Raw genomic sequence first — 26205 nt, forward strand, 5'->3', positions numbered from 1 at the left:
GCGCAACCCGCGGCGGGCTGCGCCCCGGCCCCACGCCCCGCTCCCGTCGTACGGCGTCTGCGGACCGCTCTCGCAGCACGGTGTCTGCGGCGGCGAGAACGTGGTGTGGCGGGGGAGGCGCGGGCGGCGGCTCCGTCCGCCGTCGGAGGCCTACGCCGACCTACGCGCCACCAGCTCCGTGGCCAGCACCACCTGTCGCCGCTCCAGCCCCCGTGAGGCCTGCGGTCGGCGGTCCGCGATCTCCGTGAGGAGCAGGTCGATCATCCGGCGCCCCATCTCCTCGATGGGCTGCCGGACACTGGTCAACGGCGGGTCCATGTGGCGGGCGATCGCCGAGTCGTCGTACCCCACCAGCGCCACGTCGTCGGGAATGCGGCGCCCCGCGTCGCGCAGCGCCTGCCGCGCGCCCGCCGCCGTCACGTCGGACGCCGCGAACACCGCGTCCAGGTCGGGCCGCCGTTCCAGCAGCGCGGCCATCGCCCGACGGCCGCCCTCCTCGGAGAAGTCGCCCGGCTCGATGAGGAGTTCGTCCACCTCGTGCCCCGCGTCGCGCAACGCGTCCCGGTAGCCGTCGATGCGCCGCTGCGCGCCGTACACGTCCAGGCGCCCGGTGATGTGGGCTATCCGCCCGCAGCCGCGCGCCAGCAGATGCTCGACGGCGGAGCGCGCGCCGCCGTAGTTGTCGGAGTCGACCGACGGCAGCGTCTCCCCGGCGGACCTCGGACCGCTGATCACCGCCGGGATCTCCAGCTGGGACAGCAGGTCGGGCAGCGGGTCGTCCGCGTGCACGGACACCAGCAGCACGCCGTCCACGCGGTGCGCCGCCAGGTACTGCGCGAGGCGGCGCCGCTCCCGGTCGTTGCCCGCGAAGATCAGCAGCAGCTGCATCTCCGTGTCGGACAGCTCCGCACCGACGCCCTTGAGCATGTCGGAGAAGTACGGCTCGGCGAAGAAGCGGGTCTCGGGCTCTGGCACGACGAGCGCGATGGCGTCCGTGCGGTTGGCGGCCAGCGCGCGGGCGGCCGTGTTGGGGACGTAGCCGAGTTCGGCCACCGCCGCCTCGACGGCGGCGCGCGTCGCGTCGCTGACCCGCGGCGAGCCGTTGATCACCCGCGAAACGGTGCCCCGCCCCACTCCGGCGCGCGCGGCGACCTCTTCCAGGGTCGGCCGACCGCCGCTCCGGCCCCGCACTCCGTGGCCTGCCATTGGCTCCGCCTCCCGTCCACACCCCGCACTCTGCGGCTGGCCTGGAATTTAACAGCCCTCTCGGACACGATGACCTCCCGTGCCCGTCCGCTCCAGACCCGGGTGACGCGCGGAGGCCCGATTTTCGGGGCCGCACGGGGCTGGCCGGATCGGAACCATCGCCGTCCAGTTAACAGCCCGATAACTGAACACATCTCCTCGCGTCCGGTCCCTTGACACCCCCGCTCGGACCGACGAACCTTCAACACATCACATGTGGGAGCGCTCCCACAGTACCTGGCACTTACACATCCCGCACGTTCCCCGCCCGAGCCGCAGCGAGAAACTAACGGGCCCAACAATGCCGTTGGCCGGGGGGTCGGCACGTCAGGGCAACAGGAGGAGCAATGCGAGCAGCACCCTCTCGAACCGCGCGCAAGGCGCTGGTCATTGCGGCCGTCGCGTCGCTGGGCGCCGGGCTGCTGGCCGGCTGTGCCGACGACGGCGACGACGGTTCCGGTTCGTCGTCGGAGGGCGGCGGAGGCAAGACCAAGATCACCCTGGGACTCTTCGGCACGTTCGGCTTCGAGGAGGCCGGTCTCTACGCGGAGTACGAGAAGCTCAACCCCGACATCGACATCCAGCAGACGGTCGTCGAGCGGAACGAGAACTACTACCCCGCGCTGGTCAACCATCTCACCACCAACAGCGGCCTGCAGGACATTCAGGGTGTCGAAGTCGGCAACATCGCCGAGATCGTCGCCACCCAGTCCGACAAGCTGATGGACCTGTCGAAGTACGGCAAGAAGAGCGACTTCCTGGACTGGAAGTGGGCGCAGGCCACCACCAAGGACGGCCAGACCATCGGCCTCGGCACGGACGTCGGCCCGATGGCCATCTGCTACCGCAAGGACCTCTTCGAGAAGGCCGGTCTGCCGACCGACCGCGAGGAGCTCGGCAAGCTCTGGGCGGGCAGCTGGGACAAGTTCGTCGAGGTGGGCCAGGACTACAAGAAGAAGGCGCCCTCGGGCACCACCTTCCTGGACTCCCCCGGCGGTCTGATCCAGGCCATCCTGAGCAGCGAGACCGAGCGCTTCTACGACTCCTCCGGCAAGGTCATCTACAAGGACAACCCGGCCGTGAAGGCCGCGTTCGACCTCACCGCGAAGGCCGCGCAGGAGAAGCTGGTCGGCAACCAGACGCAGTTCCAGCCGGCCTGGGACACCACCATCGCCAACAGCAAGTTCGCGGCGATGAGCTGCCCGCCGTGGATGCTCGGCTACATCAAGGGCAAGTCGAAGCCCGACGCGGCCGGCAAGTGGGACGTGGCCGCGGCGCCGAAGTCCGGCAACTGGGGCGGTTCCTTCCTGGCCGTGCCGAAGTCCGGCAAGAACACCGAGGAGGCCGCGAAGCTGGCCGCCTGGCTGACCGCGCCGGAGCAGCAGGCCAAGCTGTTCGCCAAGCAGGGCAGCTTCCCGAGCACGCCGCCGGCGTACGAGTCGGCCGCGGTGCAGAGCGCCAAGAACGACATGACCGGTGACGCGCCGATCGGTGAGATCTTCGCGGCGGCGGCCAAGGACAGCCCCGTCCAGGTGATCGGCCCGAAGGACCAGATCATCCAGCAGGGTCTGACCGACAACGGCGTCATCCTCGTCGCCCAGGGCAAGTCGCCCGAGGAGGCGTGGAAGACGGCCACCAAGACCATCGACAACAACCTGGACCAGTGACCGGAATGGCAACCAGGCACGACACCGCCGCGTCCCCCGTCGAGGGGGGCGCGGCCCCGGGCCGCCCGGCGGCGAAGGGGCCCTCCCCGGCGGAGCGCAAGGACCGCGCGAAGCTGTCCCGCCGCTGGCAGCGCGACATGCGCTGGAGCCCGTACGCCTTCGTCTCGCCGTTCTTCCTGCTGTTCCTGGCGTTCGGCCTGTTCCCGCTGATCTACACCGGCTGGGCCTCGCTGCACCAGGTGGAGCTGACCGCGCCCACGGACATGTCGTGGGTCGGCATGAGGAACTACACCCGGATCTTCGACGACGACTTCTTCTGGAACGCGGCGCGGAACACCCTGACCATCGGGATCATCTCCACCGTTCCGCAGCTGATGATGGCCATGGGCATCGCCCACATCCTCAACTACAAGCTGCGCGCCTCGACGTTCTACCGGGTCGCGATGCTCGCCCCGTACGCGACGTCCATCGCGGCGGCGTCCCTGGTCTTCGTGCTGCTGTTCGGCCGCGACTACGGGATGATCAACTGGGCGCTGGGTCTGGTCGGCGTCGACAACATCGACTGGCAGAACGAGACCTGGGCCTCCCAGGTGGCCGTGTCGACCATCGTCATCTGGCGCTGGACCGGCTACAACGCGCTGATCTACCTGGCGGCGATGCAGGCGATCCCGCAGGACCTGTACGAGTCGGCGGCGCTCGACGGCGCCAGCCGGTGGAAGCAGTTCCTGCACGTCACGCTGCCCTCGCTGCGGCCGACGATCCTGTTCACCGTCGTCGTGTCGACCATCGGCGCCTCGCAGGTGTTCGGCGAGCCGCTGCTGTTCGACGCGAACAAGGGCGCCTCCGGCGGCTCGCAGCACCAGTTCCAGACGCTCGGCCTGTACCTGTACGAGCAGGGCTGGGTGAACCAGCACCTGGGCCGTGCCTCCGCGATCGCCTGGGCGATGTTCCTGATCCTCATCGTGATCGGGATCGTCAACTACGTCATCTCGCGCCGGCTGCGCGCCAGTAGTTAAGGAGAACCGGCCGTGACGACGACCATGACGAAACCCCCCAAGGACACGGTGCCGAAGGAGTCCCGGCGCCTGCTGCGGACCAGGGCGGCACGCGCGGGCGGACAGATGCACGCGGGCCCGGTCGCGTACGTGATCCTCGCGCTGTTCACCGTCGGCTCGCTGTTCCCGCTGGTGTGGACGGCGATCGCCGCCTCGCGCGACAACCAGCGGCTCGCCGAGACGCCGCCGCCGTTCTGGTTCGGCTCCAACCTGTTCGACAACCTGGAGATCGCCTGGACGGACGCCAACCTGGGCGAGGCGTTCCTCAACACCACGTTCGTCGCGGGCGTTTCGGCGGCGACGATCGTGTTCCTGTCCACGATCGCCGGATTCGCCTTCGCCAAGCTGAAGTTCAAGGGCCGCAACGCCCTGATGCTGATCGTGATCGGCACGATGATGGTGCCGCCGCAGCTCAGCGTGATCCCGCTGTACATGATGGTCGCCAAGCTCGACTGGTCCGACCAGCTCCAGGCGGTCATCCTGCCGTCGCTGGTGAGCGCCTTCGGTGTGTTCTTCATGCGGCAGTACCTGTTGCAGGCGCTGCCGGACGAGATCATCGAGGCCGCCCGGGTCGACGGCGCGAGCAGCTGGCGCGTGGTGTGGCACGTGGTGTTCCCGGCCGCGCGGCCCGCCATGGCCGTGCTGGGCATGCTGATGTTCGTGCAGACCTGGAACGACTTCCTGTGGCCGTTCCTGGTGCTGACGCAGAACGGCAACCCGACCGTGCAGGTGGCGGTCGCGGGCCTGGGCCGCGGCTACACCCCCGACCAGTCCCTGATCATGGCCGGCGCGCTACTCGGTACGCTGCCGCTGCTGATCGTCTTCGCGATCTTCGGCAAGCAGATCGTCGGCGGCATCATGCAGGGCGCGGTGAAGGGCTGACAGCCGCCGCGCCCACGGGGCCGGGCCAGCACCGCCCCGGCCCCTCCCCTCGTCCCATTCCCCCTCCTACCCGTCGGTCTCCACGACCTCCTATGGGAGCGCTTCCATGCCTGAGTCCGCACAGCCGGTGACCCCGGTGACCTTTCCTCCCGCCTTCCTCTGGGGCGCAGCGACCTCCGCGTACCAGATAGAGGGGGCGGTACGGGAGGACGGCCGCACCCCCTCGATCTGGGACACGTTCAGTCATACGCCGGGCAAGACGGCCGGCGGCGAGACCGGTGACATCGCTGTCGACCACTACCACCGCTACCGCGACGACGTGGCGATGATGGCGGACCTGGGCCTGACCGCCTACCGCTTCTCCGTGTCCTGGCCGCGCGTGCAGCCGACGGGCCGCGGCCCGGCCGTCCAGGTCGGCCTGGACTTCTACCGCCGGCTCGTCGACGAGTTGCTCGCGCACGGCATCAAGCCCGCGGTGACCCTCTACCACTGGGACCTGCCGCAGGAGCTGGAGGACGCGGGCGGCTGGCCGGAGCGCGACACGGCGTACCGCTTCGCGGAGTACGCGCAGCTCGTCGGCGAGGCGCTCGGCGACCGCGTGGAGCAGTGGATCACGCTCAACGAGCCGTGGTGCAGCGCCTTCCTGGGCTACGCCTCCGGCGTGCACGCCCCGGGCCGTACGGACGCGGCGGCGTCGCTGAAGGCCGCGCACCACCTGAACCTGGCGCACGGGCTGGGCGCAGCGGCGCTGCGGTCGGTGATGCCGGCGCGCAACTCGGTCGCGCTGAGCCTGAACTCGTCGGTGGTCCGCCCGGTGACGCAGGACCCGGCGGACCTGGCGGCCGCCCGCCGGATCGACGACCTGTCCAGCGGGATCTTCCACGGCCCGATCCTGCACGGCGCCTACCCGAAGACGCTGCTGGAGGCGACGGCGTCGCTCACCGACTGGTCGTTCGTCGAGGACGGCGACCTCGCCGCCATCAACCAGCCGCTGGACGCCCTGGGCCTCAACTACTACACGCCGACGCTGGTTTCGGCGGCCGACCCGGACGCGGCCGGACCGCGGGCCGACGGGCACGGGGAGAGCGACCACTCGCCGTGGCCGGCCGCGGACGACGTGATGTTCCACCAGACGCCGGGCGAGCGCACGGAGATGGGCTGGACCATCGACGCGACGGGCCTGCACGAGCTGATCATGCGCTACACCCGTGAGGCGCCGGGCCTGCCCCTCTACGTCACGGAGAACGGCGCCGCCTACGACGACAAGCCGGACGCCGACGGACGCGTCCACGACCCGGAGCGCATCGCCTACCTGCACGCGCACCTGTCGGAGGTGCGCCGCGCCATCACCGACGGCGCGGACGTCCGCGGCTACTACCTGTGGTCCCTGATGGACAACTTCGAGTGGGCCTACGGCTACGGCAAGCGCTTCGGCGCGGTCTACGTCGACTACGCCACCCAGGCCCGTACGCCGAAGTCGAGCGCCCTCTGGTACGCCCGCGCGGCCCGCAGCGGGGCGCTGCCGGAGGTCGACGCGCTGTAGAACGCCGCGCGCCCCGGCCGGGTGGGGGGTGAGCCGGCCGGGGCGTGGTTCCCCGTTTTCCTGGTGTGGTCCGTGGTCCCGGTCGCTCTTTTCCGTGCGGCCGGGATCAGTTGTAGGCGGCGAAGGCCTTCGAGAAGGCGAACTTCTCCTGGTCGATGGAGCTGCACGTGGCGTCGGCGGCCGGCTTGGGGCCGCCGGGGCAGGCCTGGTCGCGGGTGCCGGACCACATCGACAGCCAGCCCAGGCCCTTGGACTTGGCGAAGTCCACCAGTTGGGTGGCGTCCTCGACCTGGAAGACCTCGGACACGACGTCGTTGACGCCGATCATCGGCGTGACGGCGACCGTCCGCCAGGCCTCGCTGTCGGACAGCCCGAGGACGCCCTTGATCTGGGCCTGGGTGGCGGTGGCGGCCTGCTCGGCGTAGGTGCCCATGTCGTCGCTGTAGGCGGGGCCGTAGTCCATCGCCATGATGTTGACCGCGCCGATCTTCACGCCGTTCTTCCTGGCGTCCGCGAGCAGGTCGACGCCGTCCTGCGTCAGGCCCTCGGGCATCACCGGCAGGGTGAAGGAGACGTCCAGGTCCGGGTGCTGCCGCTGGAGCTCGGCGATGGCCTGGGCGCGGCGGGTGTTGGCCCCGCTGTCGGGCAGTGCCCCGCCCTCCACGTCGAAGTCGACCTTGGTGAGCCGGTAGGTGTCCACGACCTTGCCGTACGCCGCCGCCAGCGCGTCCGCCGAGGTGCAGGTCGTGCCCAGCTCGGAGCCCGCCGCGCCGCCGAAGGAGATCCGGACGTCGCCGCCCTTGGCGCGCAGGTCGCCGATCTGCGCGGCCACGGCGTCGCTGCCGAGGTCGGTGACGCCGCCCCATTTCGGGGTGCAGCCGCCGCCGTCGGTGACGAAGGCGAGGTTGTAGGTCTTCACGCCGGTGGCCTCGGCGCTCGCGACCAGGTCGAAGGCCGGGTAGAGGGACGTGTCGACGTAGGGGGCGAAGCCGGCGGTGGCCTGGGTGCCCTCGCCGGGGGTGCCCGACGGGGTGGGTGCGGCGGTCGGGGTGGCCGTCGCGGTCGGGGTGGCCGCGGGCGTCGCGGTCGGGGTGGCCGTCGCGGTCGGGGTGGCCGTGGGCGTGCCGGTGGGGCGGCCCGTGGGTTCGGGTGTGGCGCCGTCGTCCGTGGAGCACTCGGCGCCGTCGACCAGACAGCCGGTGGGGGCGGCGGTGCCGGTGGCGACGAAGCCGACGGTGACCGACTCGCCCGCCGCCAGACCGTCCGTGTCCCACTTGGGCGGCGTGACGGTGACGTGCCGGCCGCTGACGCTCGACTCGGCGTTCCACAGCGAGCTCAGCGTGGTCCCGGCCGGCAGGTCGAACTCCAGCCGCCAGTCCCGCTGCGCCTGCCCGCTGTTGTTGGTGACGACGTACTGCGCGCTGTATCCCGTCGACCACTCGCTGGTCCTCGTGTAGGCGGCGCCGGTTCCGGCCGCCTGCGCCGTGCCGGTGAACAGGAACGCGCCGCCGCCCGCCACGGCCGCGGCGACGAGACCGCCGATCGCCTTGTTCCTGCCACTGACCTTGCGCCGGTGCGTGCTCATCGCGTGCCTGCCTTCGCTGTTCGCGGGGGGGGGTCCGCCGGGGGTGGGCTGCGGCAGCACGCTAACGATCTCGAACCGGGCAAAGCGCCTGATCCGGGCGGGGGTTGGGGATCTTAGGGTGGGCTTAAGGAAGGGATCGGGACCGATTAAAGGTCGGGGCCGGCCGAAGGTACCGGCGGCGGCGCACGCCCCCGCGGTGCCCGCGCCGCACCGGGGCCGCCCTGCCGTCCAGCTGGATCCAGACCCGCACCTCGGTCCCGCCGAGCACGGAGGAGCCGATCCGTACGTCCCCGCCGGTGGACTCCGCGAGCCGGCGCACGATGTCCAGGCCGAGTCCGGTCGACCCGTCGCTGCCCGAGCCCCGGCCGCGCGCCATCGCCGCCTCGGGGTCGGGTATGCCGGGGCCCGCGTCCGACACGAGGACGATCACCGCGTCCTCGCCGTTGTGCACGTCGACCGCGAAGGCCGTGCCCTCCGGGGTGTGCCGGAAGACGTTGCCCAGCAGGGCGTCCAGGGCGGCGGCGAGGTCGGCGCGGGCCACGGGTACGCGCACCGGCCGGTCGGCTCCGGCCACCCGCCACGTGCGGCCCTCGTCCTCGGCGAGCGCCGCCCAGAAGCCCATTCGCTCGCGCACCACCTCCGCCGCGTCGCACCCGGCGCCGGGGCCGGGAGCGGCCGTCTGCGGTTTGGCCTCGCGGGCCGTCCGGATGATCGTGTCGACCTCGCGCTCCAGTTGCTCGACCGCGGTGCGGGTCTGCTCGGCCGCCGGACCGTCGCCGAGCGAGGCCGCGTTCAGCCGCAGTACGGTCAGTGGCGTACGCAGCCGGTGGGACAGGTCGGCGGCCAGTTCCCGTTCGTTGGCGAGCAGTTGGACGACCTGGTCGGCCATCGAGTTGAACGCGACCGCCGCCAGGCGCAGTTCGGTGGGGCCCTCCTCGGGCACCCGGGCGCCGAGCTTGCCCTCGCCCAGTTCGTGCGCCCCCTCCACCAGGCGCTGCGCGGGCTGCACCATCCGCACGCCGAGCCGGTCGGCGACGGCGACCGAGCCGACGACGAGGGCGAGTCCGACCCCGGCGAGCACCGCCCAGGCCGTGGCGACGCCGTTGCTCATCTCGGCCTCGGGGACGAACACCTCGACGACGGCGATCTCCCCGGAGCTGAGCGCGATCGGCTGGAGCAGCGTGGAGCCGTCGGCCACCTCGGTGGTGGAGGCGCGGCCCAGCTTCCGTACGGCCGCGATGTCCTGTTCGGCGGCGCGCTGCCGCCCGAGGTCGACGCGGCCGGTGCCGTCGGAGGCGGGGATGTGCACGGCCATGCCGGCGTCGGACCCGGCGGAGGCGACGACACGCTCCAACTGGTCGCGGTCGCTGGTGATGGACAGCGCCGGGGCGACCGCGGCGGCCTGCCGCTCGGCGTTGGAGAAGGCGCGGTCCCGGGCCATCTCCTTGATGACGAGGCCGAGTGGCACCGCGAAGGCGATCACGACCATGGTGGTGACCGCCAGCGAGACCTTGACCAGCGCCCATCTCATCGCGCCGGCTCCGCTCCCGGTGGCTCCAGCTTCACGCCCACGCCGCGCAGGGTGTGCAGATAGCGCGGGCGGGCGGCCGTCTCGCCCAGTTTCCGCCGCAGCCACGACAGATGGACGTCGATGGTCTGGTCGTCGCCGTAGGACTGCTGCCAGACCTCGGCGAGCAGTTCCTTGCGGGGGACGACGACGCCGGGCCGGCCGGCCAGGAAGGCGAGCAGGTCGAACTCGCGGCGGGTGAGGTCGAGCCGCGCACCGTCCAACTCGGCCTGGCGGCGCAGCGGGTCGACGGTGAGGCCTCCGACGCGCAGCACCGTCGAGGGCGGCGCGTCAAGGGCACCGGATCTGGCCCGCCGCAGCACCGCGGCCATCCGCGCGGACAGGTGCTCGACGGAGAACGGCTTGGTCAGGTAGTCGTCCGCCCCCGCGTTCAGCAGCCGGACGATCTCGCCCTCGTCGTCGCGCGCGGTGGCGACGATGACCGGCACGTCCGTGATGCCGCGCAGCATCTTCAGCGCCTCGGAGCCGTCCAGGTCGGGCAGTCCGAGGTCCAGGATCACCACGTCGAAACGGAGATGGGCGACCTCGCGCAGCGCCTCCAGCGCCGTGCCGACACTGCGCACCGTGTGGGCGGCGTCGGTCAGGTGCCGGATGAGCGCCGAGCGTACGAACTGGTCGTCCTCGACCACGAGCACACTTGCCATGGCCCGCACCGTACGCCATGCGGAAGTGCCCGGTGCAGGCCTGTGGACAACTCCCCGCCCGCCGGGGAACGGCGGGAGAACGGCCTCGGACGGGCGACACTCGTGGGGTGCGTGGGGCAGTATGGGCCCGCGATGCGCAGAGGACTCGTTCACGTACTGGCTTGGTCGCTCGCCACGGGCGCGGCGGTCACGCTGTCGTGGTGGGGCGTCCACACGGTGATGGCGGGCACGGCCTACGACCCGCCGCGCGCCCTGCCCATCACGGCGGCCGGCGCGAACGGGCGGGAGTCGGAGCCGCTCGCGTCGTCGACCCGGCGCCCGGCGCCGCCGCCGACGTCCGAGAGCCCGTCGCCGAAGCCCGCTGCGACCACCCCCGACGCGCCCGCCACCCCCACGCCGTCCCGCAGCGCGAGCCCGGACCCCGGCCCGTCGCCCACCACGTCGGGCCGGGTGCGCAGTTACGACACGGACGGCGGGCGCGCGGTGTTCGACCTGGGTCCGGCGTCCGCGACACTCGTGTCGGCCACGCCGCGGACCGGCTGGTCGATGCAGGTGTGGAAGACGGAGAAGTGGATCCGCGTGGAGTTCACCGCGGGCGCGGACCGGGTGTCGGTGTTCTGCACGTGGCACGACGGGCCGCCCCGGGTGGAGATCGGCACCTACTAGGCCGGGGGCCGGACCGTGCCGCCGGTCAGTGGAAGACGGACGCCGGCGGGGCCGGTGACGCCACCGCCGTCGCGTCCGTCTCGGGCAGGGCGCCGCCGGTGAAGTCGGTCAGCGCCGTGCCGTGTTCGACCCGGCCGGGGTGCGGGTCGGAGGCGGCGCGGCGGGTCAGTTCGGCGAGCGGCAGCGGGTGGTCGGAGGCGGCCAGGACGGCGTTGCCGAACCGCTTGCCGCGCAGCACCGCCGCGTCGGCGACCAGCGCGAGTTCCGTGAACCGGGCGGCGGCGGTGGCGATCTGGCCGCGCAGGTGCGCGAGCGGCGGCCCGTCGGCGAGGTTGGCCGCGAAGACACCGCCCGGCCGCAGCGCCCTGCGGACCTCGTCGAGGAACTCCGCCGAGGTCAGGTGGGCCGGGGTGCGGGCGCCGCTGAAGACGTCGGCGATGACGAGGTCCGCCCAGCCGTCGGGCACCTTCGCGAGGCCCTCGCGGGCGTCCACCGACCGCACCCGGATGCGGGCGCCGGGGTCCAACGGCAGCTCGCGTCGGACCAGTTGGACGAGGGTCGCGTCCCGCTCGACGACCTGCTGGGTGGAGCGGGGACGGGTGGCGGCGACGTAGCGGGCCAGGGTGAGGGCGCCGCCGCCGAGGTGCACGGCGTGCACGGGCTTGCCGGGCGGGGCGGCCAGGTCGATGACGTGGCCGAGGCGGCGCTGGTAGTCGAAGGAGAGGTGGCCCGGGTCGTCGAGGTCGACGTGCGACTGCGGGGCGCCGTCGATCAGGAGCGTCCAGGCCCGTGGCCGGTCCCGGTCGGGTATGAGCTGCGCGCAGCCGCCGTCGACGCTCTCCACGACGGTTTCGGCACCGGCCTGCCTGCGCCGGGTGCTCCTGGACTTTCCCATTGGGCCATTATCGGGTCCCGCCGAGGGCACCGCCCGCCCAGGTCACGAGCAGCCGCCCCACGCCCCCGACGGCGGCCACCGGCATCGGCCGCCGACATCGGCCGCGGGACGCGCCAGTCGCAGGGCCACCCGAGCAGGGCGGAAAGGGGGGATACCGCCCGGACGGGCCACCGGCGAGCAGGCGCGCCGCCCGTCCGGTTCACCGGCAGCTGTCCGCCGCCTCGATCAGCCGGGCCGCCTCCCCCAGCGCCGCGCGCAGCATCGCCGGGTCCGTCGCCGGGTCGGCCTCGCCGGGTGGCAGCAGCCAGCCCGAGTCCGCCGCCGCGGGCGGTTCGGGGGCGGGGCTCAGGCCCCGGCCGTTGGTCTGGGTGCAGGTGCTGCCCGGCACGTCCCACGCCTCGGCCGTCCCGGACGGCACCAGGAAGCCCAGCGTGCCACCGCCGTCGTGCAGGACGGGGCCCACCGCGTCGGAGGCTGCGCGGCGCAGGATGTCGACCGCCTCCAGTCCCTGCCGGGCCGGCACGGTGACGACGTCGCACGCGGCTCCCCCGGGCGGCGGTGCGCCGCCCCCGCCGGCCGGCGCGCGGCCCGCCGTCGTCGGCGTACTCGGCGCACTCGGCGCACTCGGCGCACTGGGCGTACCCGGTGTACAAGGAATGCTGTCCTGGAGCGTCTCCATCCCGGCCTCCACCACGGAACCCCTGCTTGGACGAGCTACCGGGAATCACGGGCTCCCGGTCCAGGAGGTTCAACGCGCCGGAACGTCAACGGCTACGGCACTTGTCAGCCGGAAAGGATGGCAGTTCATGGCGGATCGCGGATGAGATATCCGGTTTGTGGCCAAACCCGGTGTGACGGCTCCGGCGCAGCCGGTACGTTCTTGCCCGCCGGGAACAGGGCATCACGCAGCGACCATGCGGACAAGTTGCCCCGCGTCCGGCATGGTTCGACGGTTCGCACGGGAGGACCCGGCCATGGCGTCGTCAACGGTGACCTCATCGGGGCCGGACCGGCCGGAACGGCCGCAGCCGAACCTCGTCTTCCGGCAGTTGCGCGGACAGCGCTCGCCGGCCGAGTTCGCCGCGGCGGTGCGCCGGGCCGCCCGCGAGATCGGCGAGCGGGTCAGCTGTGACGCGCGCTACATCGGCAGGGTCGAGGCGGGCGAGATCCGGTGCCCCAACTACGCGTACGAACGGGTGTTCCTGCACATGTTCCCCGGTCGCACGCTCACCGACCTGGGCTTCGCGCCCCGCTCGTCCGTACGCGGACGCCGGGCGCACGCGGCCGGGGACGACGCGCCCACGTCGCACGCCGCGGACCCGGCGGACGCCACGAGTGAGACGCGCGGGGCGCACCAGCCGTACGAGACGCCGGACCAGACCACGACGTACGACAACTACGAGGAGAGCGACGTGCTGCGTCGCGCATTCATGACCGGCTCAGGCGCCACCGTGGCCGCCGCCACCCTGGGCCCCTTGGCCCTCTCCCCGGCCGCCTCGGCGGCCCAGCGCCCGGTGCGCCGCGCCGGGACGAGCGAGGTGGGCGCCCTGGAGGAGACCGTCCGCAGGATCCGGCTGCTCGACGACCGGCACGGCGCCGACGGCCTCTACCGGCGCGCGGCTGCCCCGCTGCGCGCCGCGTACGGGCTGCTCGACGCCGCGGCGACGCGGCGGGCGACGGCGGACCGGCTGTACTCGGGCGCCGGCGAACTGGCCATCTCCGTGGGCTGGCTGGCCCACGACTCGGGACGCTTCGACGACGCCCGCTCGCACTACGCGGAGGCTCTGGCGACCGCCCGGACGAACGGCGACGAGGCGCTGGAGGCGCACGCCTTCTGCAACGCGGCGTTCCTCGCGCGGGACGCCGGGCGGCCCCGTGAGGCGGTGCGGGCGGCGCAGGCCGCGCAGCGGGCCGCCCGGCCGCTCGGCTCCGCCCGGCTGATGTCGCTGCTCGCGCTGCGCGAGGCGGGCGGCTGGGCGGGACTCGCCGACCGCGTCGCCTGCGAGCAGGCCCTGACCCGCGCCAAGGCCCTCTTCGACCGGGGCCCCTCGGACGCCGACCCGGAGTGGATGAGCTTCTACAACGCGGCCGAACTGGAGGGCCTGGAAGCGCAGTGCTGGTCCACGCTGGGCGACTGGCCGCGGGCGGCCCGGCACGCGCGGCGCGCCGCCGAGTTGCAGGACCCGCACTTCACGCGGAACACGGCGCTGTACACGGCGGAGCTGGCGGACGACCTGGCGCGGGGCGGACGGCCGGACGAGGCCGCGGTCGCGGGGATGCGGGTGCTGGACCTGCTGGGCGAGGTGCAGTCCTCGCGCGTGCAGACGATGCTGGCCGGGACGGCCCGCGTCCTGCTGCCGCACCGGCGGGCGTACGGGGTCTCGGCGTTCCTGGACCGCCACGCGGAGCTGCCCCGGCCCGCCTGACGCGGCCTGGCCGGTGCCCCGCGCGCGGGGCACCGGCTACGACAGGTGGCCCACGTCGTTCCACGACTCGATCGCCGGTTCGCCGTACGCCCAGCCCAGCACGGACAGGGACGTCGGGTTCAGGCGGATGCGGGACGCGAAGTCGATCGGCAGCCCGAGCCAGCGGGCGCCGATCGAGCGCAGGATGTGGCCGTGCGCGAAGACCAGGACGTCGCGGTCGGCGGAGCGGGCCCAGGCGACGACCTCGTCCGCGCGGGCCGTCACCTCGGCGAGGGTCTCGCCCTCGGGGACGCCGTCGCGCCAGATGAGCCAGCCGGGCCGGACGGCCTGGATGTCGGCGGGGGTCATGCCCTCGTAGGCGCCGTAGTCCCACTCCATGAGGGTGTCCCAGGTCTCGGCGCGGTCGCCGAACCCGGCGAGTTCGCACGTCTCACGCGCGCGTGCCAGCGGGCTGGTGCGCACCTCCACGCCGGGCAGCCCGCCGAGCGGCGCCCGGTGCAGGCGCTCGCCGAGCAGTTTCGCGCCCTGCCGTCCCTCGTCGAGGAGCGGCACATCGGTCCTGCCGGTGTGCTTGCCGGACAGCGACCACGCCGTCTGTCCGTGCCGGGCCAGCAGGATGCGCGGTGCCATGGGGGGCCTTTCAGGTGAACTTCAGCGCTACCCCTCCATCATCGCTCACGTGTTCCGGGGGCAACCCGGCGGGCGATCTCTGCGTCTATCAGGGCCGGGGACCGTCCGGCGAGGGCGTCTGTGAACACCGTAAAGTGGCACGGCCGCCCACCGGGCGCCGCGCGAGAAGTGAAGGGGGAGGGCGATCGGATGCCGCACACCGAGACACCGGGTACCGAGACGGTCCCGGCGGCCCGGCTGCGTTGGTGGTCCGAGCTTCCGTTGATCCTCCTGGTGTACGCCTGCTATTCGGCGGGCCGGCTGCTCGCCCGGGGCGACGTCGGCACGGCCGTCGAGCACGGCCTGGCGATCCTGCGCATCGAGAAGGCGCTGTACCTGAACGCCGAGCACCCGCTCAACCGCCTCTTCACCCGCGAGCCCTGGGTGGGCGTGCCGGCGGACTTCTGGTACGCGTCGCTGCACTATCTGGTCACGCCCGCGCTCCTGGTGTGGGTCTTCCGGTCCCGCAGGGTGCACTACCGGGCCGCGCGCACCTGGCTGATGACGTCGACGTTCATCGGCCTGATCGGCTTCACGCTGCTGCCGACCTGCCCGCCCCGGCTGCTGTCCGCCGGACACGGCTTCGTCGACACGATGGCCCAGTACAGCTCGTACGGCTGGTGGGCCGGGGAAGCGAGCGCGCCGCGCGGACTCGGCGGGATGACGAACCAGTACGCGGCGATGCCGAGCCTGCACGTGGGCTGGTCGCTGTGGTGCGGCGTGATCCTGTGGCGTTACGGCCGCACGCCGACCGCGAAGGTGTGCGCCGTCGCCTACCCGCTGGTGACGACGATCGTGGTGATGGGCACCGCGAACCACTACTTCCTGGACGCGGTCGCGGGCGCCGCCGTCATGGGCGTCGGCCTGCTGCTGGCGCCGGTCGTGATGCGCACCGCCGACCGGGCCAGGGCGCGGCTGCTGCCGGGTTCCGCACCGGTCTCCGCCGCCCTCGCCCCGGAGGCCCCGGACTCCGGGTCCCCGGCCCTCGCGGACAGGGTCGCGGTGGGCTCCGTGCCCGCGGGTGCGCCGAATGTCAGTGACGGATGCCAGACTTCCGCGGGTGAGCGATTTCCACGGCAGCGCGAGTCACGGACCGGATCCGGAGCCGAGCCCGGTGCCTCGCCCCAGGACGCGGGGGACGAGGCTGCGGCACCGGCTCGCTGAGCTGCGCGGTCCGGACGTCCCGGCCAAGGCGCTGGACGCGCGGGCCCTGGCCGCCCTCGCCGCCCACCCGGGCTGCAGACGGCGCGCGATCCTCGACGGCGCCGGGGTGGACAAGGCCGCGCTGGCGACCGCGCTGGGCTCGCCGTCGGCCTTCGGACAGTCGCAGTTCGCGCTCGTCCGGGGCAACGCGTTCGAGGCGAAGGTCAAGGCGGACGGCGGCACGGAGCTGCTGCGGCTCGTGCACGAGAAGCTCGACCCGACGGCCGAGCCGCCCGCCGCCGCGCAGGTGCCCGACCTGACCGCGGCGGGCCCCGAGGGCCGCGCGGCGCGCACGGCGCTGGCGCTGCGCGAGGCCACCGGGACGCCGGGCGCCTGGACGCTGCTCGACCACCCGATGCTCGCGCTCGACGTGGCCGGCTCCCCCGCGTTCCTTGAGCCGGACGCGGTGGTCGTGCATCCGGACGGCGGCTGGACGGTCGTGGAGATCAAGTCGGTCCCGATGCTGGACGGCTCGGCGGACGCGTCGAAGGTGGGCGCGGCGGCCCGGCAGGCCGCGGTGTACGTGCTGGCGCTGGAGGAGGTCGCCGCGCGCCTGGACCCGGCGCCCGAGGTGCGGCACCGGATCCTGCTGGTCTGCCCGAAGGACTTCTCCAACCTGCCGACGGCGTCCGCGGTCGACGTGCGCAAGCAGCGCGCGGTGACCCGCCGCCAGCTGGCCCGCCTCACCCGCATCGAGGACATCGCCCGGACGCTGCCCGAGGGCACCTGCTTCTCCCCCGAGTTGCCCGCCGACCGGCTCACCGAGGCCGTGGAGTCGGTCCCGGCGACGTACGCGCCCGAGTGCCTGTCCGCGTGCGAGCTGGCCTTCCACTGCCGCGCGCGGTCCCGCGCAGAGGGTGCGGTGACGTCGCTGGGGCGGCCGGTGCGCGCCGAGCTGGGCGGCCTGAGCACGGTCGGGGACGTCCTGGCGGCGGCCCGCGGCGAGACCGGCGACCCGGACGATCCGGCGGTGGCGGCGCTGCGCCGGGCGGCGCGGCTGCGGGCCGAGGCCCTCGGTGCCGTGGCGGACCGGGAGGTGTCCGCGTGTCGCTGATCGCCACTCTGGCCCGTCTGGAGGCCGTCAGCACCGGGCGCGCCCGGCCCGCCGCCACCGTCCGGCACCGGCATCTGTCCGACCGGCCCCTGGTGTTCGTGCCGCTGACCACCGCCGGTGAGGCCGGTGCCCCGCTGGGCGCGCTGGTCGGCACCGACCGGGCCGCGCCGCGCCTGCTGGTGGTGCCGCAGCCGCGCGACCGCGACCTGCGCTTCGCGTTCCTCGCCGACCTGGCGGACGTCGTCCTGCCGTACATCGACGCGTACGCCGACGCCGTGGAGGCCGCCGAGCGCACCGAGACCGACCCGGAGACCGGCAAGCGGGTCAAGGTCGAGGCCGAACTGTGCGAGGAAGCCCCGCAGTTGATCGTGCCGAGCCGCCCCGGCATCGACTTCGTACGGCTGCTGGGCCGCTCGATGCGGTTCCGCCGCACGGCGGAGCAGGAACCGGAGGCGCCCCATCCGGCTCCGCCCCGGGTGCCGTTGCTCGGCCGGTGGCTGACGCACTTCGGGGAGCGCGCGCGGGTGCCCGGCTCGTCGCTGCTGCTGGCCATGACGGACGTCCTGGGCCGGCACTGGGCGACCGGGCAGTCCACGCTGGAGGACCAGCACCTGGGCGCGCTGCTCGCCTGGATCGACCCGCCCGGGGGCCGCACGGGCGCGGAGGCCGCGCTGTCGGCCGAGCTGGAGCGGGACGCGCGGGGGCAGCTGAGGTGCCCGCCGGCCGGCCCGGCGACGGACCCGGCGTTCGACAACAAGCTGCTCGCCCCGGCGATCGAGCGCTACGACCGGGCCCGTACGGCGCTGGCCGCCGCCGAGGACGGACTGGAGGCCGACGACCGGCTCGGCGCCCTCACCGCGGCCGAGCGGGAGATCCGCGAGTTGGTCGAGAGCGTCACGCGGCCCACCTGGGACGCGGTGTGGCGCGGGCTCGACCTGCTGCGGGAGCTGCCCGCGGGCGCGCACGTCGAGGAGCGGTGGACGCGCGACCGCTGGTCCTTCACCGGCCACCGCGACCGCGTCCTGGCCGGTGAGCCGCCGCAGCCGCGCCGCGACGACGCGGTGACCGCGGCGAACAAGCTGGCCACGCGCGAGCGGGAGCAGGCCCGGCTGGAGGCGCAGGAGGCCCTGGACGATCCGCTGGTGATGGCGGGCCGGCGGCTGTCCGGCGAGGCGTTCGCGGGCGAGGTCACCGACGTCGTCATGGCGTACAGCGAGGGCAAGCGGCCCAGTCCGCGCCCGCTGGTCACGGTCCGCACGGACGACCGGCCGCATCTCGCCGAGCGCGCGAAGGTGTTCCGGTCGCTGGGCGGCAAACCGCAGGCGGCCGAGTTCGTCGGCTACGAGGGCGACGGGGGCGGCGGGGCCGAGGGCGGCGACGGATCGCTTCTCGTGCTGCTGCGGATCGTGGACAAGATGGGCCGGGGCAGGGAACCGGAGGCCGGATCGGTGCCGGAGAAGGGCGACCGGGTGTGCTTCACGCTGTTCGAGCACGAGCAGCGGGGCGGCGCGAAGCTGCCCGACGCGGAGGAGACGCCGTGGACGCACGGCGGGCCGCCCGGCGAGGGTGTGCCCGAGGCCGCCGACCCGGTGACCGAGGAGGACGTGCTGTGACGACCGAGGCCGCCTTCGACCCCGGTGCCGCCGCGGCGCGTGCCACCGACGCGATCCTGCGCGACACGCTGCACGGCACGCGGCGCGGCGTCGTGGTCGACTCCCCGCCCGGCGCGGGCAAGTCCACGCTGGTGGTGCGGGCGGCGCTGGAGCTCGCCGAGGCCGGGCGCCCGCTGATGGTGGTCGCACAGACCAACGCGCAGGTCGACGACCTCGTCCTGCGCCTCGCCGAGAAGAACCCGGACCTGCCGGTGGGCCGCCTGCACAGCAGCGACGCCGACGCGTACGACAAGGCGCTGGACGACCTGCCCAACGTCCGTACGTCGGCGAAGGCCGCCGACCTGACCGGCCTGCCGGTGGTGCTGTCGACGGCGGCCAAGTGGGCGCACGTGAAGACGGACGAGCCGTGGCGCCACGCGATCGTCGACGAGGCGTACCAGATGCGGTCGGACTCGCTGCTGGCGGTGGCCGGGCTGTTCGAGCGGGCGCTGTTCGTGGGCGACCCGGGGCAGCTCGACCCGTTCTCGATCGTCGGCGCGGAGCAGTGGGCGGGCCTGTCGTACGACCCGTCGGCGTCCGCCGTGACGACGCTGCTGTCGCACAACCCGGACCTGCCGCAGCACCGCCTGCCGGTGTCCTGGCGGCTGCCGGCGTCGGCGGCCCCGCTGGTGTCGGACGCGTTCTACCCGTACACGCCGTTCCGCAGCGGCACCGGTCACGACGACCGGCGGCTCGCCTTCGCCGTCGCGTCGGACGGCTCCGGCCCTGACCGGGTGATCGACGAGGCGGCGGAGTCCGGCTGGGGCCTGCTGGAGCTGCCCGCCCGCCACACGCCGCGCACGGACCCGGAGGCGGTCCGGGCGGTGGCGACGGTCGTACGCCGGCTGCTGGACCGGGGCGGTGCGGCCACCTCGGAGCGGGCCCCCGATCCGGTCCCGCTCACCGCCGACCGGATCGCGGTCGGCACGGCGCACCGCGACCAGGCGGCGGCGGTGCGGGCGGCACTGGCCGAGCTGGGCGTGGCGGACGTCACCGTCGACACGGCGAACCGGCTCCAGGGCCGGGAGTACGACGTGACGGTGGTCCTGCACCCGCTGTCCGGCCGCCCCGACGCGACGGCGTTCCACCTGGAGACCGGCCGCCTGTGCGTGCTGGCGTCCCGCCACCGCCACGCCTGCATCGTGGTCTGCCGCGCCGGCGTGGACGCCCTCCTGGACGACTACCCGTCGACGGAACCGGTCCAGCTCGGCACGGTCGTGAAGTTCCCGGACGGCTGGGAGGCCAACCACGCGGTCCTGTCCCACCTCGCGGAACACCGGGTGGCCTGGCGGCCGTGACCGGAGACCGACACCGCAGCCCTCTCCGCCGGACGGAGTCCGGCACGCCGCCGGAGGCGGCCGACGAACACAGCCCGGACGGCCGGGAGGCCAACCACGCGGTCCTGGCCCACCTCGCGGAACACCGGGTGCCGTGGCGGGCGTGACCGGAGACCGACGCCCGGCATCCCCGCATCCCCACGTGCCGTGGCGGGCGTGAGGCGGCTGCCGTTTTGAGGTGTCCTGCGGCCCTCTTGCGCGGGCGCGGGACAATGGACGGTGGCCCACTCCCCAGGGGTCATCCGCGACGTACGAGGAGGAGAAGACATGGCGGAGCCCACGCCGCGTCGGAACGAACCGCGGCTACGCCCCGCGCCCCTGCTCTTCGAGCCCGCGGAGGCGGCCTCCGACCCCGAGCACTTCTTCGACCTGGAGTCGATCGACGATCCCCGGGCGCTGCTGGACCGCGCGACCGAGCTGACGCTGGCGTTCCGCGCGGCGGCGGACCGGGCCGTGGAGTTCCAGGCGATGGCGGCGGCCCAGCTGGCGGACCCGCGGCGGTTCGACCGGCTCACGCACGCGGACATCGCCGAGCGGGCGAACTGGACCGAGGACTACGCCAAGAAGATGGTCGAGTTCGGCCGCGATCTGATGCGCGGCGGGGAGGGTCCGGGCCACGCCGACCCCGTGTGACGCATCCCCCGGCGGCATATGCCAGGACGCGGGCGGAAGATACTCCTTCTCACTCGTTCGTGTCCTGGTTTTCCGCAACTGACCGGAACGAACCGCTCACGCAGGGTAGATCTAGTCGGCATGGGCAGCGAAAGGAACGAACACTCCGACGTCTCGGGCGTCACGACCGACGGTGCCGCCTGGCTCGCCTCCGCAGGAACGTATCCGCGCTGCACGCTCGCGCACTGGGAGGAGCGGCCCGACGCCCCGGTCGTCCTGCCGTGCGGTGCCGCCTTCGACGTGGTCAGCGTGCCGGCGATCTTCGGCCGGCGGATGCTGGACCGGCTGTGGGAGGAGGGCCCCGGGACGGGCCCCGTGGCCGAGTACCGGGGCCGGATGCTGCTGTTCGCCGCGCCGGGCACGGCCCAGCGGCTGCCTTCACTGCTGCACTGGGAGGAGTGGGGCGACCGCGGCCGGGAGTGCGGCCGGACGGGCGCGATTCCGCCGCTGCTGTGCCACGGCACCGGCGACGCGGTGACCGTGCCGGCCCTCGTCGCCGCCGACCGCCCCGGGCCGTCCGGCTCCCGCTGGCTCGTCGCGCCGGACACCCGGCACCCGTGGCTGCCGGGGCCGGAAATCGTGCTCTGGGCGGCGGTGCGGGCGGCCCGCGCGGCCGTGCGGATATCGATTTTTCCTCCCGCCGACCAGGATGCTAAGGTCTACGACGTCAGCAGGCGCCGCTAGCTCAGTTGGTTAGAGCAGCTGACTCTTAATCAGCGGGTCCGGGGTTCGAGTCCCTGGCGGCGCACGACAGTGATCAGCCCCTCGCAGCAGCGAGGGGCTGATCACGTTGCCGGTTCCCCCGTCGGGCGGCGCCCGGACGCCGCCTACGCGCCGCCCGTCGTGATCTTCACGTTCCACGCCCCCGAGGCCCTGCGGCTCGTCACCTCCACCCGTACGTTCTCCCCCGGCACCGTGAAGCTCTCGCCGAGGCCGACCGGGGCGTCCGCGAGGGGCGGGTAGACCGAGTTCTCCCAGCAGGCGTCCGTCTCCGGGTGCGCGTCGACCACCTCGATCGGCCCGCCCCCGGACTGCGTCCCGCCCCGCACCCGGTACACGAGCACGCCCGACCGGCAGGCGTCCGCGTCGTTGCCGACCGGCCCGCGCGCCTCGAAGGCGAGGACGGTGTCCGCGCCGGTGCGCACCACCGCCAGCTTGGTGCCCCGCCCGAGCCCGAAGGCCGGCGCCCCCGCGGCGCCCGTCACCGGCACGCCCGGCCCCGCGCCCAGCGGTTCCAGGGTGAGCCGGGTCGATCCGGAACCCCGTACGCACGCCACCTGGCGCGGTTCCAGCCAGCCCAGCTTCCACTTGTGCCAGCCGAACAGGTCCGGCGCCAGACCGAACTGACTGCCCATCAGGTCCCAGTCGCCGACGTACGTGTCCCAGTCGCCCTTGCCGTCCACGGGCCGGTGGTACAGGTCCGGCAGGTCGAAGACGTGCCCGGTCTCGTGGGCCAGCACCAGCCGGTCCGGCGGATGCTTCTCGAAGACCGTGACGACGCGGCGGATGTCCGTGCCGTCGGCGCGCAGCGGGGTGTCGAGGTTGACGACCTTCGTCGCGTCCGAGTCGACGCCGGGCGCGTCCGGGTCGGCGACGAAGTACACGACGTCGTAGCGGGAGAAGTCGACGTGGCCGTCGCTCGCGGCGAGCGCGTCGCGGAGGTAGGCGGCACGGTGCTCGGCGTTCCAGTCGCGCTGTATGACGTACGCCGTCGAGGGCTGCGGCATGGCGATCCAGTGGCGCAGCGGGTGCGGGCGCAGCGTGAAGCGGCCGTAGGAGGCGCGCTCGAAGAAGCGGCTGGTCTGCGGGAAGTGGTCGGCGGCGAGGTCCGCGGGGGTGGTCAGGGGGTGCGAGTCGGGGAACGACAGGAACACCATCACGGCGTCCAGGGCGCGGGTCGGCCGCGGATAGGCGGCGTTCCAGGTGTCGAGGCCCTCCGAGTGGTGCGCGTCGGTGCGTTCGAGGGCGCAGGGCGCCGGTGAGAACGGCTCGGCGGCCGAGGGTGCCGTTACCAGGGAAGTGGCCGCGAGTGCCGACATGGTGGTGAACACGGCCGCCGGCTTGCGCAGGCGGGTCCGGCCTGTCACGCGGGCGAGCTCCTGCACGGCCTCGGACGCGAGTCGCCTCAGGGGAAGCTGGCGCGGCACAGGGACCTCCGGGACGGGTTCACGGGACACCGCACCCAGACTGTTCTGATTTGTCGTACTACGCCCTGTTTGCCTGCACCGGACGGGTGAGCCGGCCGAAATTTCGGCGGACCCGACACCCCGAGTCACTCACGGAACGTCACAACTGGTCGGAGGCCTCAAGAACCCGTCCAGGTACGGGCAGAAACGATCTGTCACAACGGCAGTTCCGTACGGGACACTGGACAGCGGCTGGAAGGGCCAGGGGCCAGCCTCTATGATCGGCACACTTTCCTGACCATTTCCTGCACGGACAGAGATCGAGTGCACTGCGGGAGCGAGCGGTGAGCGGAACGTCCGAAGGGCCGACGCCCGCGGCAGACCTCGACCGGGCGGTCATCACACAGAGTGACCTCGATGCGCCTCCCCGTGCCGAGCCACTGCCGTACCACTCCGTGTTCACGGCGGCCCCCCTCGCGATGGCGGTCGTCGACCCGGAGGGTCTGGTCGTCAGCGCCAACGAAACATTCGGCGCGCTGCTCGGCACGTCCGCCGAGGAGCTGGCCGGGTCGGTCGCCGCCGATCTGGTGGACCTCACGTCCGACGCGCGTTCCTGGCACTCCTACCGCGAGGTGCTGAACGGCCGTCAGGCCCGGCTGCGCTGCACCCGCCGGCTGAAGCACCCCGAGGGCCACTCGGTGTGGGCGCAGGTGACGGTCACCCCGCTGCCCGGCGCGGAGCGGGGCGTCCTGCTGTCCGTGTCCGACATCAGCGCCCGGCGCGAACTCCAGGCCAGACTCCGGCACTTGCAGATGCACGACCCGGTGACCCGGCTGCCCAACCGCACCCTGTTCTTCGAGCGCCTGACGGCCGCGCTGGACGCCGAGTCGTACGAGCGGAGCGGCACCGGCCGGATCGGCCTGTGCTATCTCGACCTGGACGGCTTCAAGGCCGTCAACGACACCCTCGGCCACCGCATCGGCGACCGGCTGCTGGCCGCCGTCGCCGACCGTCTCACGCGCTGCGCCGACGAGGCCGGCTACGCCCGCGCGAACACGCCGCTGGTGGCCCGGCTCGGCGGCGACGAGTTCGCGCTGCTGGTCGAGGACTCCACCGGCACCGAGCAGCTGGCCGACCTCGCCGAGTCGGTCCTGACCGCGCTCCAGGACCCGTTCGACATCTCCGGCCGGCGGCTGTCGGTGTCGGCGTCCATCGGCGTCGTCGAGCGGCACGCGGCCGGGACCACGCCCACCGCGCTGATGCAGGCCGCCGACACGACGCTGTACTGGGCGAAGGCCGACGGCAAGGCCCGCTGGACGCTGTTCGACCCCGAGCGCAACGCCCACCGCATGACCCGGCAGGCCCTCGCGTCCACCCTGCGCCCGGCCGTCGAACGCGGCGAGTTCACGCTGGAGTACCAGCCGCTGGTGGGCATGGCGGACGGCAGGCTGAGCGGCGTCGAGGCCCTGGTGCGCTGGAAACACCCGCAGTTCGGCACATTGACGCCGAATCGGTTCATCGGACTTGCGGAAGAAGACGGCTCGATCGTGCAGCTCGGGCGCTGGGTGCTGCGCACCGCCTGCCGTCAGGCGCGCCGCTGGCAGCTGGAGCACCCCGACGAGCCGCCGATCTTCGTCAGCGTGAACGTGGCGGTCCGCCAGGTGTGGGACTCCGACCTCGTGGCCGACGTCGCCGAGACCCTCGACGAGACCGGACTCGCGCCGCACCTGCTCCAGCTGGAGCTCACCGAGTCGGCGGTGATGGGTTCCGCCGGCCGCCCGCTGCAGGCCCTGCAGGCCCTCAGCGACATGGGCGTGCGCATCGCCATCGACGACTTCGGCACCGGCTACTCCAACCTCGCCTACCTCAGCCGCCTGCCGGTGGACGTGCTGAAGCTGGACGGCTCCTTCGTCCGGGGCTTCCAGTACGAGGAACAGGACGCCGGCCGGCCGAGCCCCGCCGACGAGGTCATCGTGGAGGCGATGATCCAGCTCGCGCACCGGCTCGGCCTCACGGTCACCGCGGAGTGCGTGGAGACCTCCGCGCAGGCCTCGCGGCTGCGCGGGATCGGCTGCGACACCGGCCAGGGCTGGCTCTACTCGCGGCCGGTGCCGCCGGATCGTATCTCCGAGCTGCTGGGCAGCCCCGGGGTTCAGGCGGGCGTCGGCAACCCGTAGGCGTCGGCGATGAGTTCGTAGGAGCGCAGGCGGACCTCGCCGCTGTGGGCGTTGCCCGTGATCATCAGCTCGTCGGCGCCGGTGCGCTTCTGGAGGTCGTCCAGGCCGGCGCGGACCTCGTCGGGGGTGCCGTGCACGACGTTGGCGTTCCAGCTCTCCACGAAGTCGCGCTCCGTCGGGCTGAAGGGGTAGGCCTCGGCCTCCTCCGGGGTGGGCACCAGGCCGGGGCGGCCGGTGCGCAGCCGGACCATGTTCAGCGCGGCGGCCAGGACCTGGCGCCGGGCCTCCTTCTCGTCGTCGGTCGCGAGGGCGGCGACGCCGATGAGGGCGTAGGGCCGGTCGAGGACCTCGCTCGGCCGGAACGACTCCCGGTACAGGTCCAGGGCGGGGAGGGTGTTGTGCGCGGAGAAGTGGTGTGCGAAGGCGAACGGCAGGCCTAGCGTGCCGGCCAGGCGGGCGCTGAAGCCGGAGGAACCGAGCAGCCAGACCGGCGGGCGGTGCGGGGACTGCACGCCGCCGGGCGAGGTGGCCTGGACGGGGCCGGGTACGGCGTGGATGCGGCGGTAGGGGTGGCCGTCGGGGAAGTCGTCGTCCAGGAACCGGGTCAGCTCCACGAGCTGCTGCGGGAAGTCGTCGGCGGACTCGTTCAGCCGGTCGCTGCGGCGCAGGGCGGCGGCGGTGGCGCCGTCGGTGCCGGGGGCGCGGCCGAGGCCGAGGTCGATACGGCCGGGGGCCATGGCCTCCAGCGTGCCGAACTGCTCCGCGATGACCAGCGGGGCGTGGTTGGGCAGCATGACGCCGCCCGAGCCGAGGCGGATGCGGTCGGTGTGGGCCGCGAGGTGGGCGAGGATCACCGCCGGTGAGGAGGAGGCGACGCCCGGCATCGAGTGGTGCTCGGCGACCCAGTAGCGGTGGAAACCGCGGGACTCCGCGAGGCGGGACAGCTCGACGCTGGTGCGCAGCGCGTCGGAGGCGGTGCGGCCGGCGCCGACGGTGACGAGGTCCAGTACGGAGAGGGGGACGGGTGCGGTGCCGTGCGTCGTGCCCCGGATCTCGTCTGCGGCCACGGTGGGTGCCTCCTGTGTTCTGCCGTGCGCGGTCCTGCCGGGGCTTAACGGG

General features: G+C 73.3%; 23 protein-coding genes and 1 tRNA gene. 15 read left to right on the plus strand and 9 right to left on the minus strand.

Annotation, left to right across the window (positions count from 1 at the left end; genetic code table 11):
* Positions 1-150: 150 nt before the first annotated feature.
* Entirely contained in the window at positions 151-1206 is a 1056-nt protein-coding gene (locus tag QC282_RS30225) for a LacI family DNA-binding transcriptional regulator (protein ID WP_279552774.1), read from the minus strand.
* Positions 1207-1592: 386 nt separating this feature from the next.
* Here QC282_RS30225 and QC282_RS30230 point away from each other — a divergent pair, with 386 nt between their 5' ends.
* From QC282_RS30230 to QC282_RS30245, 4 genes are all read left to right on the plus strand, one after another.
* The gene (locus tag QC282_RS30230) at positions 1593-2912 is read left to right on the plus strand and encodes an ABC transporter substrate-binding protein (RefSeq protein WP_279552775.1); all 1320 of its coding nucleotides are present in this window, start codon (positions 1593-1595) and stop codon (positions 2910-2912) included.
* Between the two features lie 5 nt (positions 2913-2917).
* Entirely contained in the window at positions 2918-3928 is a 1011-nt protein-coding gene (locus tag QC282_RS30235) for a sugar ABC transporter permease (RefSeq protein WP_279552776.1), read from the plus strand.
* Between the two features lie 12 nt (positions 3929-3940).
* Positions 3941-4849, plus strand: coding sequence for a carbohydrate ABC transporter permease (locus tag QC282_RS30240; RefSeq protein WP_279552777.1), 909 nt, complete (start codon positions 3941-3943; stop codon positions 4847-4849).
* Between the two features lie 106 nt (positions 4850-4955).
* Positions 4956-6392, plus strand: coding sequence for a GH1 family beta-glucosidase (locus QC282_RS30245; protein ID WP_279552778.1), 1437 nt, complete (start codon positions 4956-4958; stop codon positions 6390-6392).
* Positions 6393-6498: 106 nt separating this feature from the next.
* Here the strand turns inward: QC282_RS30245 and QC282_RS30250 are convergent, their stop codons facing one another.
* From QC282_RS30250 to QC282_RS30260, 3 genes are all read right to left on the minus strand, one after another.
* Positions 6499-7977: a cellulose binding domain-containing protein gene (locus tag QC282_RS30250; protein ID WP_279552779.1), complete on the minus strand. Its 1479-nt coding sequence runs from the start codon at positions 7975-7977 to the stop codon at positions 6499-6501.
* A gap of 124 nt (positions 7978-8101) precedes the next feature.
* Complete coding sequence (locus tag QC282_RS30255; RefSeq protein WP_279552780.1) at positions 8102-9508, minus strand: HAMP domain-containing sensor histidine kinase; 1407 nt, start codon at positions 9506-9508, stop codon at positions 8102-8104.
* Complete coding sequence (locus QC282_RS30260; protein ID WP_279552781.1) at positions 9505-10209, minus strand: response regulator transcription factor; 705 nt, start codon at positions 10207-10209, stop codon at positions 9505-9507. The genes QC282_RS30255 and QC282_RS30260 overlap by 4 nt, the downstream gene beginning before the upstream one ends.
* A gap of 132 nt (positions 10210-10341) precedes the next feature.
* Here QC282_RS30260 and QC282_RS30265 point away from each other — a divergent pair, with 132 nt between their 5' ends.
* Entirely contained in the window at positions 10342-10875 is a 534-nt protein-coding gene (locus QC282_RS30265) for a hypothetical protein (protein ID WP_279552782.1), read from the plus strand.
* Between the two features lie 25 nt (positions 10876-10900).
* Here QC282_RS30265 and QC282_RS30270 read toward each other — a convergent pair whose 3' ends face one another.
* Positions 10901-11770 (minus strand): fused MFS/spermidine synthase, encoded by an 870-nt coding sequence (locus tag QC282_RS30270; protein WP_279552783.1) that lies wholly within the window; start codon positions 11768-11770, stop codon positions 10901-10903.
* A 199-nt stretch (positions 11771-11969) separates the two neighbouring features.
* A complete protein-coding gene (locus QC282_RS30275; RefSeq protein WP_279552784.1) occupies positions 11970-12449 on the minus strand; it encodes a hypothetical protein in 480 nt (159 codons plus the stop codon).
* A gap of 295 nt (positions 12450-12744) precedes the next feature.
* On the opposite strand from QC282_RS30275, the gene QC282_RS30280 reads away from it, so the two are divergent.
* Complete coding sequence (locus QC282_RS30280; protein WP_279552785.1) at positions 12745-14196, plus strand: hypothetical protein; 1452 nt, start codon at positions 12745-12747, stop codon at positions 14194-14196.
* 36 nt (positions 14197-14232) lie between these two features.
* Here the strand turns inward: QC282_RS30280 and QC282_RS30285 are convergent, their stop codons facing one another.
* Positions 14233-14826, minus strand: a complete 594-nt coding sequence (locus tag QC282_RS30285) for a histidine phosphatase family protein (protein ID WP_279552786.1) — start codon at positions 14824-14826, stop codon at positions 14233-14235.
* Positions 14827-15015: 189 nt separating this feature from the next.
* Here QC282_RS30285 and QC282_RS30290 point away from each other — a divergent pair, with 189 nt between their 5' ends.
* The 8 genes from QC282_RS30290 (at position 15016) to QC282_RS30325 (ending at position 21531) form a co-directional block, all read left to right on the plus strand.
* Complete coding sequence (locus tag QC282_RS30290) at positions 15016-16029, plus strand: phosphatase PAP2 family protein (protein ID WP_279552787.1); 1014 nt, start codon at positions 15016-15018, stop codon at positions 16027-16029.
* A complete protein-coding gene (locus tag QC282_RS30295) occupies positions 15980-17122 on the plus strand; it encodes a hypothetical protein (protein ID WP_279552788.1) in 1143 nt (380 codons plus the stop codon). Before QC282_RS30290 ends, QC282_RS30295 begins: the two co-directional genes overlap by 50 nt.
* The gene (locus QC282_RS30300) at positions 17113-18735 is read left to right on the plus strand and encodes a hypothetical protein (protein ID WP_279552789.1); all 1623 of its coding nucleotides are present in this window, start codon (positions 17113-17115) and stop codon (positions 18733-18735) included. Before QC282_RS30295 ends, QC282_RS30300 begins: the two co-directional genes overlap by 10 nt.
* Positions 18732-20072 (plus strand): AAA family ATPase, encoded by a 1341-nt coding sequence (locus tag QC282_RS30305; protein WP_279552790.1) that lies wholly within the window; start codon positions 18732-18734, stop codon positions 20070-20072. The genes QC282_RS30300 and QC282_RS30305 overlap by 4 nt, the downstream gene beginning before the upstream one ends.
* Positions 20069-20218: a hypothetical protein gene (locus QC282_RS30310; RefSeq protein ID WP_279552791.1), complete on the plus strand. Its 150-nt coding sequence runs from the start codon at positions 20069-20071 to the stop codon at positions 20216-20218. Before QC282_RS30305 ends, QC282_RS30310 begins: the two co-directional genes overlap by 4 nt.
* A gap of 160 nt (positions 20219-20378) precedes the next feature.
* Complete coding sequence (locus QC282_RS30315) at positions 20379-20744, plus strand: hypothetical protein (RefSeq protein ID WP_279552792.1); 366 nt, start codon at positions 20379-20381, stop codon at positions 20742-20744.
* Between the two features lie 120 nt (positions 20745-20864).
* Entirely contained in the window at positions 20865-21467 is a 603-nt protein-coding gene (locus QC282_RS30320; RefSeq protein WP_279552793.1) for a bifunctional DNA primase/polymerase, read from the plus strand.
* A tRNA-Lys gene (locus QC282_RS30325) sits at positions 21458-21531 on the plus strand. Before QC282_RS30320 ends, QC282_RS30325 begins: the two co-directional genes overlap by 10 nt.
* Before the next feature lie 79 nt (positions 21532-21610).
* Here the strand turns inward: QC282_RS30325 and QC282_RS30330 are convergent.
* Complete coding sequence (locus tag QC282_RS30330; RefSeq protein WP_279552794.1) at positions 21611-22960, minus strand: M6 family metalloprotease domain-containing protein; 1350 nt, start codon at positions 22958-22960, stop codon at positions 21611-21613.
* 293 nt (positions 22961-23253) lie between these two features.
* Between QC282_RS30330 and QC282_RS30335 the strand changes: the two genes are divergently transcribed.
* Positions 23254-25086, plus strand: coding sequence for a bifunctional diguanylate cyclase/phosphodiesterase (locus QC282_RS30335; protein WP_279552795.1), 1833 nt, complete (start codon positions 23254-23256; stop codon positions 25084-25086).
* Here QC282_RS30335 and QC282_RS30340 read toward each other — a convergent pair.
* Entirely contained in the window at positions 25062-26153 is a 1092-nt protein-coding gene (locus QC282_RS30340; RefSeq protein WP_279552796.1) for an LLM class flavin-dependent oxidoreductase, read from the minus strand. The two genes, QC282_RS30335 and QC282_RS30340, sit on opposite strands and share 25 nt — an antisense overlap.
* Between the last annotated feature and the right edge of the window lie 52 nt (positions 26154-26205).

The organism is Streptomyces sp. DH24 (genome assembly GCF_029813775.1).
GTDB lineage: Bacteria > Actinomycetota > Actinomycetes > Streptomycetales > Streptomycetaceae > Streptomyces.